The sequence below is a fragment of the uncultured Thermanaerothrix sp. genome, from assembly GCF_938028735.1.
Lineage (GTDB): Bacteria > Chloroflexota > Anaerolineae > Anaerolineales > Anaerolineaceae > Thermanaerothrix.
Genome location: NZ_CALIMF010000004.1, coordinates 1 through 12674, shown reverse-complemented (window position 1 = coordinate 12674; position 12674 = coordinate 1). Strand labels below are relative to the sequence as shown.

The 12674-nt window shown below is 55.8% G+C and carries 8 protein-coding genes; 1 reads left to right on the top strand and 7 read right to left on the bottom strand.

The window, feature by feature from the left end:
- Positions 1–473: 473 nt before the first annotated feature.
- Entirely contained in the window at positions 474–2267 is a 1794-nt protein-coding gene (gene thrS / locus Q0721_RS03120) for a threonine--tRNA ligase (protein WP_299025202.1), read from the top strand.
- 96 nt (positions 2268–2363) lie between these two features.
- Here thrS and Q0721_RS03115 read toward each other — a convergent pair whose 3' ends face one another.
- The 7 genes from Q0721_RS03115 to Q0721_RS03085 form a co-directional block, all read right to left on the bottom strand.
- Entirely contained in the window at positions 2364–3566 is a 1203-nt protein-coding gene (locus Q0721_RS03115) for a M23 family metallopeptidase (RefSeq protein ID WP_299025200.1), read from the bottom strand.
- 59 nt (positions 3567–3625) lie between these two features.
- Positions 3626–4129, bottom strand: coding sequence for a hypothetical protein (locus Q0721_RS03110; RefSeq protein ID WP_299025198.1), 504 nt, complete (start codon positions 4127–4129; stop codon positions 3626–3628).
- Positions 4130–4137: 8 nt separating this feature from the next.
- The gene (locus Q0721_RS03105; RefSeq protein ID WP_299025196.1) at positions 4138–5235 is read right to left on the bottom strand and encodes a membrane dipeptidase; all 1098 of its coding nucleotides are present in this window, start codon (positions 5233–5235) and stop codon (positions 4138–4140) included.
- A gap of 68 nt (positions 5236–5303) precedes the next feature.
- On the bottom strand, positions 5304–6557 hold the full coding sequence (locus Q0721_RS03100; protein WP_299025194.1) for a S1 RNA-binding domain-containing protein: 1254 nt from the start codon (positions 6555–6557) through the stop codon (positions 5304–5306).
- A gap of 89 nt (positions 6558–6646) precedes the next feature.
- A complete protein-coding gene (locus Q0721_RS03095; protein WP_299025192.1) occupies positions 6647–10750 on the bottom strand; it encodes a hypothetical protein in 4104 nt (1367 codons plus the stop codon).
- A gap of 85 nt (positions 10751–10835) precedes the next feature.
- On the bottom strand, positions 10836–11795 hold the full coding sequence (locus Q0721_RS03090; protein ID WP_299025190.1) for an alpha/beta hydrolase-fold protein: 960 nt from the start codon (positions 11793–11795) through the stop codon (positions 10836–10838).
- The coding region (locus tag Q0721_RS03085) for an HD domain-containing phosphohydrolase (protein WP_299025188.1) at positions 11773–12674 on the bottom strand (902 nt) is incomplete at its 5' end. The genes Q0721_RS03085 and Q0721_RS03090, both read right to left, overlap by 23 nt.

The window sequence follows — 12674 nt, the reverse complement described above, 5'->3', positions numbered from 1 at the left end:
CAGCCCCACCCGGAGGCGATGGCTTGAATCTCACCAGTCTTTCTGCGCATAGTTTACCATAAAGCGTGGATGGAGAAGATGGAATGTTGAATCTCAGTCATAAGGGGGAAGGTGAATTAGAGCATTTCCCCTTGCCTTTCTGCGCTTTCGCCTATATAATTTGTGACACTTCATATCCAAAACGCGCTGACCAGGACGAGTAGCCACAGTGCGTGCCGACAGAGAAGGGGCATTGTAAGCTGAGAGTGCCCTGCGGACAGGCGGTGGCCAAAACCCCCTGCGAGCGGAAGCCTGAACGGGAATAACTCCCCAGTAAGGTTAAACGGTGGACCCCGTTATCGGTCGTAATGAGATGGTCGGTGGTGACACCGGCTAATCTGGGTGGAACCGCGAGCGCCGAACGCTTGCCCCAGAAGGGGCAGGCGTTCTTCGTTCTAGAAATAATGAGGTTTAAGCCGAAAAGGAGGTTGATCATGACGCAAGGAAAAGCGAAGGAGCGTTACGAAGATTCATGGCTATACCGCATCCGCCACTCGGCGGCGCACATCATGGCGCAGGCCGTTTTAGAAATGTTTCCCAATGGGAAGATTGCCATTGGGCCACCCATTGAGGATGGGTTCTACTACGACTTTGATCTGCCGCGCCCTTTGACCCCTGAGGATCTAGAAAAGATTGAGCAGCGCATGCGTGAGATCATCAAAGGCGACCATCCTTTTGTCAAGAAAGTGGTCACGGCGGAGGAGGCGCGCCAGATTTTCCGCGATCAGCCCTATAAACTGGAATTAATTGATGGGCTGGAGGCTGGGGGGATGGATGAGGACGGAAATCCGCTCACCGAAAAGCCGGAAATCTCTGTTTATGCTCATGATAAATTTGTGGATTTGTGCCGCGGGCCACATGTTGAGCGTACCGGGCAGATCAACCCAGAGGCTATCAAACTTCTTAACGTGGCAGGCGCCTACTGGCGCGGGGATGAACGACGCCCTATGCTTCAACGCATCTACGGAACGGCCTGGGAGACACCAGAGCAACTTCAACAATACCTCTGGAAATTAGAAGAAGCCAAGAAACGGGATCACCGTAAACTAGGAAAAGAGCTGGATCTCTTTAGCATCAATCCCGATGTTGGGGCTGGACTTATCCTCTGGCACCCCAAGGGAGGGATGATCCGCCACTTGGCTGAACAGTACTGCAAAGAGGAGCATCTCAAGCATGGCTACGTGCCGGTCTATACCCCGCACATTGGGCGTAGCACATTATGGGAAACCAGCGGTCACCTGCATTGGTATCGTGAGAACATGTATCCGGCCATGCAGGTGGAAAATGAAGAATACCTCCTCAAGCCCATGAACTGTCCCTTTCACATTATGATTTACAAGAGCCAGATTCGCAGTTACCGCGATCTGCCGATCCGCATGGCGGAATGGGGAACAGTTTACCGCTATGAGCGTAGCGGAGTTCTGCACGGTTTGCTCCGGGTGCGTGGCTTCACCCAGGACGATGCGCACATTTTCTGCCGTCCCGACCAGGTGCCACAAGAGATTGATAGCACCCTGCAGTTCTGCCTGCACATCTTGCGCCGTTTTGGAATGGCTAACTTCCACGCCTACCTCTCTACTCGCGATCCCGAGAAGTTTGCTGGGCGTGTTGAGGATTGGGAGAAGGCCACGGAGGCCCTACGCCAAGCGCTAGAGCGCGCCGGACTTGATTATGATATTGATGAAGGTGGAGCGGCCTTCTACGGCCCCAAGATTGACCTGAAGATGATCGATGCGCTTGGACGTGAGTGGCAGCTAAGCACCCTTCAATTCGATTTCAATCTACCAGAGCGCTTTGAGCTGGAGTACATCGGTGAGGACGGCCAGCCGCACCGCCCCTTCATGATTCATCGGGCATTGTTAGGCTCGATGGAACGCTTCATGGGGGTTCTGATCGAGCACTATGCTGGAGCTTTCCCTGTCTGGCTTGCGCCGGTACAAGCTGTGCTCATCCCAATCGCTGATCGCCACCTTCCTTACGCTTACGAGGTGGTCGAGAAACTGCGCGCGCAGGGGCTGCGAGTGGAGGTGGACGAGCGTCCCGAACGCATGAACGCCAAAATTCGCGATGCCCAATTGCAGAAGATACCGTACATGCTGGTCGTGGGAGATAAGGAGGTAGCGGAAGGGAAAGTGGCGCTGCGCCTGCGCAATGGTGAGAATCCAGGCCCCCTGCCGCTGGAGGCCTTCATCGCGCGTGCTCAGCAGGATATTGCCGAAGGACTCTAGTTGCATCCCTTGCAAAAGGGCCTTAACCGGTCAGGCGCCTTGGGTCGTGTGACTCGGGCGCCTGACGGCTTCTCCTCCTCGATGCAGGCCAGGCGTTTAGGGCAAGAAATCGTGCGGATTGACCTTCCCGTAAACGTCGTGGCGCATTTCAAAATGCAAGTGGGGCCCGCTGGAGCGCCCGGTGCTGCCCATTAATCCGATCAGGTCGCCTTGATAAACGCTTTGTCCACATACGACGTTGATTTGGCTGAGATGGGCGTAAAGCGTTTGCCAACCATTGCCATGATCAATGACAATGACGTTCCCATATCCCCAGTCGTTCCATCCGGCATAGACAATGACACCATTGTCCGCGGCGTAGATAGCCACCCCAATTGCTCCGCCAATGTCAATCCCGTAGTGGTTGGTAGAGGGTGAATAATCGTAACCCGAAATCCATTTGGAGGGAGTTGGCCAGATGAACGAGCCTGTGCCCACTGCGCCCTCGGTGATCACCCCACACGCCCCCGGCCCCATGATCTTGGCCACCCCGGGGTTTTGGCGGGTGATGCGTGGAGCACTCCAGGTCACAAATTCACGCCGGCCGCCGGGTACAAAGATGCGAGTGCCTGCCTGAATGTTGGGGCGCGAGTAATCGCCCAAGGTTGCGGCATCTAGGTGATTCCCAGGCCAGTTGACAATATCCTCAGGTTTGACCTTGAAGAATTCGGCCACTTTGTTGAGGCTATCTCCCTCGTGCCAAGTGTAGAGCAACCCATCGGTGGGCAAGATGTTCAGCACCTGACCAGGCTGCAAGAAGTGGGGATTGTCAAATAGCGTCTCGTAGTTGCCCCAGAGAATCGTTTCGGGCTTGAGGCCGAATTTCTCGGCGATCCCGAAGATGGTGTCACCTTTCTGGACCTCATACTGGGTGATCTCAAAACGTGGGCGGCTGGGCAGGAGGGTCTTCAGTTGGGCGTGACGCACCACACCGGTAATGGCCGCGGCGGGTTCGGGAAGCGTAAAGGGAGGCATGGCTACAGTTGGAGTAGCGGTTGGTAGAGCAGCCGCCTGAGCGGCCGCACCACCTGCGGGCATGGTCACTTGGGTGGAGAGGTTTCCCATCAGAGCAATGACGATCAAGATTAAAACAAGCGAGGCCAGCCCAGAGGCCACGCGTAGAGTCAACTCGCCCAATCCCATCTGGGTCAGGCGATCCCACCAATCGGGTGATAGTCTGTTTGAGGTTGAGGATTTCGGGGCATTTGCCCCGTTTATGTCCGCATCTGCAAGATCGGTTTTATCTGGTAAAGGATGCATGGGGTGCACCTCGCAGTGTCAATATATCACAAAAATCGGAGTGACGTCAAGCGCCCCCTTCACGAGGCGGGCGCCTGTCCCGCTTTGCCATAGGGGATTAGCAGTAAAAATCCCAAAGCAATGATGGCTTGCCCGATTTCCACTCCGACTGCCTGCCAAGGACCAAAGTAGGGCACCCCTGGTAAGGGGTGGCTTCCAATACCAAAAACATCTGCCATCCCGGCGAAAACAGCAACTACATAGCCAGTGCTGACTAGGCGCAGACCAATATCGGCGGCAATGCTGGGCTGGCGATTCTTCCAGAGTGCCATCAAGGCAATGTATCCCCCCAAGCAAATGATAGCCAGCCCGATCAGGAACACGGCAATCTGCACAAAGCCAATCACCGGACTGCGATCCAGGCTAAACAGCCCTGGGCGTGCGCCGATCAAAAAGACCAGGAAGCCTATCAGGGTCAGCAAGAGCCCCAGGCGAATCCGCGATCGTGAGTAAGGCAGTGGGCCGGTAGGGGGTTCCTGACCAGCGGCACGTTCATCTCGAGAAGTGGGAAGCGATTCGGACATTTGTGGGATCACTCCGGCAGAACCTTCTCAAGGATACGATACCAGTTAGTGTGGAAAATTGCAGCGATGTCCGTGGACGTGTAGCCACGCTGGCGTAGCCCCTCGGCCAATTTGGGTAAATCGGCTATAGTGTTGATTTCCAGGGGGACCGCCGGATAGCCGAACCCACCATCGAAATCGGTACCCAGCGCTACATGGCGGGCGTTGCCAGCCATTTGACAAATTGTGTCAATATGGGCAATTAGATGGTCCAACCGTACCTGGTCGCGCGGGTCGCCGTTTTTCCACGCGGGGTGCAGGTAGCGATTGAAGGGCAACACGCCGATCAGGCCATCTCGCTCGATCAAGGAACGGATTTGAAGCGGAGAAAGGTGGCGCTCAAGAGGATCCTCAGGGAGCAGGGCACGTACATTGCTGTGGGAGGCCACCACTACCCCCTCGTAATATTCCAGCGCAGCCAGCGCGGCAGCCTCGCTCATGTGGGTGATATCCAGGATAAATCCCGCCTCAGCCAGGGCCGCGAGCCAGCGTTGGCCCTCACGACTCAAGCCATTGCGCCGGTACATCCCACCGCACCGCTCATCTCCTGCCCAAACCATCCCCACCAGACGTACCCCAGCCTCGTACCAGTCAGCCAGTTGGGCTGGGTCGGTCATCCACTCAATGCCTTCAAGAGTCAGCATGAGTCCAACTGGGTAAGTGATCGCAGGATAGGCGGCAGGTCGCTGACGCCAGGGGGTCAGTACGGCTTCGAGTTCTCGGCGCGTGGTTACCGGGCGGAAAAAGTCCGGATTGTGATCAAACAATTGGCGATACCAGGCCAGTTGGGCTTGGGCAAGGTGGTAGCCTTCCTCAGGCGTGGCGTAGACCTGGGTTTCCCATTCCCCTGCTTTGTATGGGGCGGGCGTGAGGAAAATAGTGGCAAAGATCAGCCCCACCTGGGCCTGCTGGTACTCAGGCCAGCCCAGCAGGGTCTCGCCAGTCACAGTTGGAATCCAAGTGTCGGCTTCGCGTTGGCGCGTTTCTAGCGCCGAACGGCGTACATCCCGACCAAAGGTCAGGGCATTATAGGCGATATCTTGATGACCATCTATGATCAATGTCATGGGGGGGATGTGCCTGGATGCAGGGAGCGCACTATATGCGGTGCGCTCCCTCATGAGGGCAGTATTCTTCAGGCTTCAGCGGTCTCACTGTGGGCCTGATCTTCGCTTTCGGTGTCCGTTTCTTCAATAACTTCTTCTAGTGCTGACCAGTCCATATCTGCATAAGCCAATGAGTCCACGCGCCGTAGGCTCAGGCCGATGCGATGATTCTCGGGATCAATGCGGATGATACGCAGGGTCACCGTTTCACCCTCTTTCAGCACCTCTTTAGGATGCTCCACCCGCTTTTCACTTAGTTCAGAAATATGAATCAGCCCTTCCAAGTCTTCCTGGCCCTCGATTTGAGCAAACGCACCAAATTTTGTCAGGCGGGTGATCTTTGCCTCGACCAATTGTCCTACTTTGTACTTGGAAACGCGCTGCAACCAGGGGTCTTCCTGAAGTTGGCGGATTGAAAGACCAATGCGCTTCTTCTCACGGTCAATGGAGATGACCTTAACCTGAACCTCATCCCCTACTTTGAGCACCTCACTGGGGTGGTTGATTTTCTCCCAGGAGATCTCAGAAAGATGGACCAGTCCATCTGCACCGCTGATGTTGACGAAGGCGCCAAAGTCGGCTAAACTAGTCACCCGGCCGGTGACAACCTGCCCTTCCTCCAATTCTTCGATCACCCGTTCCTTGATGGACTCACGGGTTTCGGTGCTGGCGGCACGTTCTGAAACAATCAGGCGGCGGCGTTCGCGATCCACTTCAATCACAACTACATCAATTTCCTGGCCGATCATTTTGCTCCAGCGCTCTTCGGGGGTGTCCCCAGTGGCCATTGCCCGACGGGAGAGGCTGACTTGGGAAGCAGGCAGAAAACCGCGCAGGCCGCTCACCGGAACAATCAGCCCCCCTTTGTTATACCCCACAATTTTGGAGCGCACAGGCTTTTTAGAACGCAACAATTCTTCCGCTTCGCGCCAGGCAACCTCATCACGGGCGCGCGTGTAAGAAAGGATGACGTTCCCGTTCTGATCTTCCGGATCGAGCACGTACACGGGGATGCGCTGACCCACCTGGAGCTGTGCCAGTTCATCATGGGGGATTTGTTCAAATTCGCGCCCGCTGATAACGCCCTCAGATTTGGTGCCAACACTGACCAGAATTTGTTTCTGCTCCGGGTTGATGCTGGCAATGATGCCCTCGCGAATCTCCCCACGCTTGGGAAAATCTATCGCCATGCCCTGCTCAAGGAGGGTGGCCATGTTGTTGTTTTCGTTGGTAGGGGTTTCGGGGGTTTCCCCCTGCTCCGGTGAGGTCTCATGGTAGTCCATACGATTCAAATACTCCGCCTAAAAAGATTGTTCCCATTATAAAGGTGAATAGCATGATTGGCAACCCTCGCGATACGATTTGACCCTCCTTAGTGACGGCGACGCTTCTTGCGCGGAGTCGTATTCTCAGCCCTTGGAATAGTTTGTGCAGATGTATTGGACAATGCTACATCAGCCCTTTCGCGTTCCACAGTAGCCGTCATGCTGCGCGTGGGTTGAGCGGTGAACATGCGGGTGACCACACCCGCGCGAATCTCACTAAGGAGTTCTTCAAACATCTCCGAAGCCCGGCTCTTGTATTGCACCAGCGGATCACGCTGGGCATAGGCCTCCAAGCCAATGGAGACACGCAGGGCTTCGATGCGCGTCAGGTAATCCACCCACATCTGAGAAATGACGCTGAGCAAAAGGTCTCGGTAAATTTCGTTCTGCAAACGCCATCCCAAAGCCTCAATGACGGCCTCGCGCTGTTCTTCGCTCAGTGCTTCCAGGGGGAAATCGCGCAAGGCTTCCAGATATGCTTCTCCCTGCTGGTTGTTCAAGCGCTGTAACACGCGTTCATCGAGTTGCCCAACCGTGGCTCCACTTTGGGCCAGGCGGTTGAACTCGAAACGCCCCCAAACCCGTTGCAAGACCTGCTGGGCAGTTTCTAGGTGGTTCAAGATCTCCTCGGCCAAAGCCCGGGGATCCTGGTCGGCCAGCAGCCGGGCGGCATAGTAGACGTAGGTAAAGCGCAAGTAGCGCATCTGTCCACGGCGGTGGGTACGCCGGTCGAATGCCAGGCGCGTGCCTTGCGTCATGAAAAGCAGCAAGCCCATCAGGCTACGCTCGTCCACTATGATGTTGCCATTCACTTTCTCAAAAGAAGTGTTGAGATCGCGCAGAATCTGCCCATCCTCTCCAACCAGCAGGTTTAGGCGCTGGTCGAAGGCTATCGCGAGGGCTTCAAGCACCTGATGGCGAATCTCATCCCAGGTCAGGCCTAGTACATCGGGAGTGCGCAAATTCCAGTTCTCTATACGCTGCTGCAGTGCCCCCAGCAGGCGGTTCAGCGCAGTGTTCTGCAGGTGGGTTTCGATTTGCTCACGCAAAACGGGTTCAATGTCTTCACGTCCGTCTTCCCCAGAGATCAAACGGCGTTGTTGTTCAGGGCTCAGGCGCAATGGAGTGCGCACCAGAGTCTGCAACTCATCCAGCAAAGCCTGAGGACGGGGAGGGGCCTCGCTCTCAGCCAAGCGGTCTTCCAGCCCTTCCAGGTAAGTTTCTAGAGTTTCGAGGCGTTCGCGAAGTTGTGTCTCAAACGTCTCCTCGGTCCGTTCTAGGAGCGTCTCTACGATACGGCGTAGGTGATCGTGCTCAGCCTCTAGGGCTCGCCGCGCTACTCCCACCAATTCGGTGACGAGTTGCTCGCGACTCACGACGTCCTCCGGCAGGCGCTGACGCAAGTCGTCCAGCACCAGGCGCAAGGTGTAAGAGGGATGATAAAGACCATCCACGTCAATGGGTGGCTGTATCTCCTCCAAGTAGGCAAGCAGGCGCCAGGGACCTTCTTCGTCGCGCAAAGCAGCTGGAACCCGAGCCTGGATTTCACTGCGTAGCATATCGGTAACGTCTTCGCTCAAGTCTTCTTTGGCAAAGACGCGATCTCGCTGCGCGTAGATGCGTTGGCGTTGTAGGTTCAGCACATCATCGTATTCCAGCAAGTGCTTGCGCACGTCAAAGTTCATGCCCTCGACGCGAGTCTGCGATTGCTCGACGATGCGCGAAACCAAGCCGTGCTCAATGGGTAGGCTTTCGTCAAAGTTGAAACGGCGTAGCATGGCCTCCACCTGCTCACCCCCGAAAAGGCGCATCAAGTCGTCTTCTAGCGAGAGATAGAACCGTGAAGAGCCGGGGTCGCCTTGACGAGCAGCGCGTCCGCGTAACTGATTGTCAATGCGGCGTGCTTCATGTCGTTCGGAGCCGATCACGTGCAAACCGCCCAGGGCACGCACCTTTTCCATTTCGTCCATGTACTTCAAAAAGGTGTGCACCGCTTCGGCATAGATGCCATATTGCTCTTCGCGCAGACTCTGGAGTACCTGACGGCGTTCTTCATTGTTCATCTCATAGGCATTGGCAAAACCATTGCGGCGCAGCACGCGCACCACGTCGCGGATGATCTCCTCGCGCAATTCACCGCCCAACTTAATATCCACGCCGCGCCCGGCCATATTGGTAGCAATGGTCACAGCCCCATAGGCCCCCGCGCGGGCAATGATTTGAGATTCCTCATCATGCTTGCGGGCATTGAGCACTTGGTGGGGTACCCCACCCTGCAAGGCGCGAATCAGGCGAGGGCGGTCTTCTTCACGCACCTCCAACATTTGCATTAGACGTTCCAGGTTAGCGCCTTCCTCCGGATTGAGAGAGGTCATGCCCACACTGCGTGCGAACTGACGCAACTCACCAACATTCAGTTCGGGCAGCGGCTTATTGAGGAACTGCAACTCGGGAATGGCGGTCTCGCCTTCCTGGCGGTTGTGCTTTTCCAACCACGCCTGACGCACCAACAACGCCTGCATCAGACGGCGCAGAAGTTCCGGTTGCAAGCGCTGGGAGAGTCGTTCTGAATGTTCTACCGAGGTCGTACCCACCAGAAGAGGGCGCCCCAGCACATGATAACGTAGAATCTCCAGGGTTATGGCACGGAGCTTGGCCTCCTCGGTGCGATAAACGACATCGGGATAATCTTTACGTTTCCAGTAGACAGGCTGCTTGAGGGGGTCGTCGCGGCGCGCGTAGTAAGTGTACTTATACCCATCCTCGTCTTTCGCCGTTACCTCTATGAGGGGTGAGTCGGGTTGCATGGCCTGATATTCCAAGTTTGTGGGGATGGGCACGACTTCCAGTTTGTAGATCTTGCTGAACTCCTCGGCTTCGGTCAACGCCGTGCCGCTCATGCCAGCCAGTTTCTGATACATACGGAAGTAATTCTGGATGGTGATGGTGGCGTAGGTGACATTCTCGGGCTCGACACGGACACCCTCTTTGGCTTCCACGGCTTGATGCAAACCCTCTGACCAGCGCCTTCCGGGCATCAGCCGCCCGGTGAATTCATCTACGATGATGACCTTGCCGCCTTGAACAATGTAATCTTTATTGCGCTTGAAAAGGAATTGGGCTTTGAGAGCTTGCTCCAAGTAACCCAGGATGCGCGCCTGCTCGGGAGTGATATCCTCAGGGCGGTCGGGGTCACCTAGTGCCATATCCAGGAGGGCCTCAACATGGGCCTTGCCCACTTCGGTCAGAGTCACTGTGCGATCACGTTCGTTGATCTCGTAGTCTTCTTCGCGTAACTGGCGCACCACCTGGGCCATGCGGACGTACCATTCGGTTTCCTCAGCAGCCGGACCGGAGATAATAAGAGGGGTACGGGCTTCATCAATGAGAATGTTATCTACCTCATCCACGATGGCGTAATAATGTCCGCGCTGTACGCGATCTTCCAGGCGCATAGCCAGGTTATCCCGCAAATAGTCAAACCCAAATTCACTGTTGGTGCCGTAAACGATGTCTGCGCGGTAGGCCTCTGCCCGATCTACCATGCGCAACTGATGCTGGTCCTCAAAGGGGGAGGTTTTCTCCAAGTCCACCAAAAAGGCTTTTTTACCGTTCTCGGTGCGGGCGGCCATTTGCAAAACCCCCACTTTGAGCCCCAACAGGTCATAAATTGGCGCCATCCAGCGGGCATCGCGCCGGGCCAGATAATCATTGACGGTTACCAAGTGCACGCCGCGGCCGGTGAGGGCGTTCAGGTAAAGGGGAAGTGTGGCCACCAGTGTTTTCCCTTCGCCGGTGCGCATCTCGGCGATTTTGCCCTCATGGAGCACAATCCCGCCCATGAGTTGTACATCGTAGGGGCGCAAGCCCAAGGTGCGTTTGGCAGCCTCGCGCACCACGGCAAACGCCTCGGGCAGAAGTTCGTTCAGTGCACTCTGCTCGGCTTGATAGCGCTCTTGCTCGTCCTCGATGCCAGCAGTGGCTTCGCGCAATTGTTGTCGGAATTCGTCGGTCTTGCCGCGCAGCGCCTCGTCGCTGTAGGTTTCGAGGGTTTTTTCCAGTTCGTTGATGCGTTCCACCAGACGCACCAGCCGATTGAGCTCGCGTCGAGTTGGATCGCCACTTAGCACACGGATAAGATTCTTAAACATACATCCTCGGTTTTCTTAAAAGACTTTCTGGGGAGAGATTATAGCACATTCACAAGTTGGCTTCTGGCACTGGTCCAAGAAAGGATCAGGGGGATGGGATTTGCCACTGGGCAGCATACCACCTTAAGTAATCTTCGAGATGTACCCGCCAGTAAGCCACATCATGCTCGCCTGCGTTTAAGTGCCACTCATAGGGTAGCCCCAAGTTGGATAGACGATCCACAAAGGCCAGGACTGCCTGAAGGTAGCGGTCACGATCTCCACTATCCAGGTAGAAACGCGGCCATTGGTCGGCGGGGAGCTCAGCCGCTCGGTAATATAGGCGCAGGTCATCGCCCCAAAATGGCGCCGGGCTATGAGCACCAATGGCGATGAACTGATCCCCGTGCTGAATACCCAGGTGGAGAGCCCATCCAGCGCCTCGGGAGATGCCCCCTAGCGCGCGGCATCCCCGTTCGCGGCAGACGGAGAAATGCGTCTCAATCCAAGGGACGAGGACTTCAATGAGTGTTTGCCCAAAGGCCGATTCTTGAGGGTTACGGAGGGCATATTCCTCATGGGGCATGACGACCAGAAAGGGCTTCACCTGATGGGCCTGAACAAGCCTATCCAGCGTTTCGGTCAAACCCAGAGCGAGCCACAAGGTCTCGTCGCTACCCTGTCCGTGGAGAAGGTAGAGTACCGGGTACCCTGGGGTGGCCTGTGGGTTGTAGCAGGGGGGCAGGTAAACCTGAAAGCGGAGCGGTTTACCGATGGGGGTAGGTTCAATAGTGTGGGATTCCAGACGAGCAGCTCCGCAGGGAGTTGGGGTGGGTCGCGTTGGAGAGGGGATAACTCTAAAAGTAGTTTGCGAAGGTGTATGAGAGGGTGTACTTGGTGATGGAGCAGGAGGCAACGTCTCTGTAGAGAGCCCTCTTAAGGGAACAACGGGACTACAATTGACTAATGTCCCGATCAGTCCCAAGCCTAGCCAGCCCCTGAGCAGCGTACGCAGAAATCCCTTAGCGCCTATTTTCTTTATGCTAATACTCTTGATCCGAAGCATCTAAGATGCCTTTGGCTTTGAGTAAGTCAAGGAATGCACTCACCACGCGCGGGTCGAACAAACGGCCGCTTTCTCGGCGCAGGTACTCCGCAATCGAGTGGTCATTCCAAACTGAACGGTAGACACGCGGGGTGCGCAGGGCATCCCATACGTCCACCACCGCAAAGATGCGCGCGGCCAGGGGAATTTGTTCACCTCGTAAACCGTGCGGATAACCACTGCCATCCCAGCGCTCGTGATGATAATAGGGGATATCTAGCGCGGGCTTGAGAAAATCCACTGCAGCCAGAAATTGTTGAGCATATTCAGGATGACGTTTCATGACCTCCCATTCCTTAGCAGAAAGGTCATCTTCTTTCTGAAGAATGGAGTCTGGAATGGCCATCTTGCCGATGTCATGGAGCAAAGCCCCGTAACGGATATAGGTCAAGTCCTCGCCCTTAAGCCCCAATGTTTTGGCCAGTTCAACACTCCATTCGGCTACTCGGCGGGAGTGTCCACTCAGACTGCCATCTCGCAGTTCCAGCGCCGCTGCCCAGCCCTCGATGGTGGCTTGGTAGGCCTGAGTAAGACGCAGATTGGCCTGTTGCAGCGCCTGAAACATCTGTGCGTGTTCCACGGCCACTGCGGTCTGGGCGCTAAGGTTTTCAAAAAATGAGAGCCAGTCAGGAGGAGTGGGCAATGAGGAACGAGAATAGAGTTCAAAAATCCCATGTGTCTCGCCCCGCGCAATCAAAGGTGCCACCAAGTAGGTTTGGAGTCCTTCGGTGGTGCACAAAGCACGGATTGCAGAGGGGAATGGAATCTGATCAGGGCTTGAGTATTGCACAACTCGACGGCTCAGAATCGCTTCGTAAGCACAATCTTCCGGCACGAGGA

What these genes read in the sequence shown, in the direction of transcription:
- Q0721_RS03100 (WP_299025194.1), bottom strand. Translation starts at nt 6,557, where the DNA reads ATGGACTACCATGAGACCTCACCGGAGCAGGGGGAAACCCCCGAAACC.
- Q0721_RS03110 (WP_299025198.1), bottom strand. Translation starts at nt 4,129, where the DNA reads ATGTCCGAATCGCTTCCCACTTCTCGAGATGAACGTGCCGCTGGTCAG.
- Q0721_RS03105 (WP_299025196.1), bottom strand. Translation starts at nt 5,235, where the DNA reads ATGACATTGATCATAGATGGTCATCAAGATATCGCCTATAATGCCCTG.
- Q0721_RS03090 (WP_299025190.1), bottom strand. Translation starts at nt 11,795, where the DNA reads ATGCTTCGGATCAAGAGTATTAGCATAAAGAAAATAGGCGCTAAGGGA.
- Q0721_RS03115 (WP_299025200.1), bottom strand. Translation starts at nt 3,566, where the DNA reads ATGCATCCTTTACCAGATAAAACCGATCTTGCAGATGCGGACATAAAC.
- thrS (WP_299025202.1), top strand. Translation starts at nt 474, where the DNA reads ATGACGCAAGGAAAAGCGAAGGAGCGTTACGAAGATTCATGGCTATAC.
- Q0721_RS03095 (WP_299025192.1), bottom strand. Translation starts at nt 10,750, where the DNA reads ATGTTTAAGAATCTTATCCGTGTGCTAAGTGGCGATCCAACTCGACGC.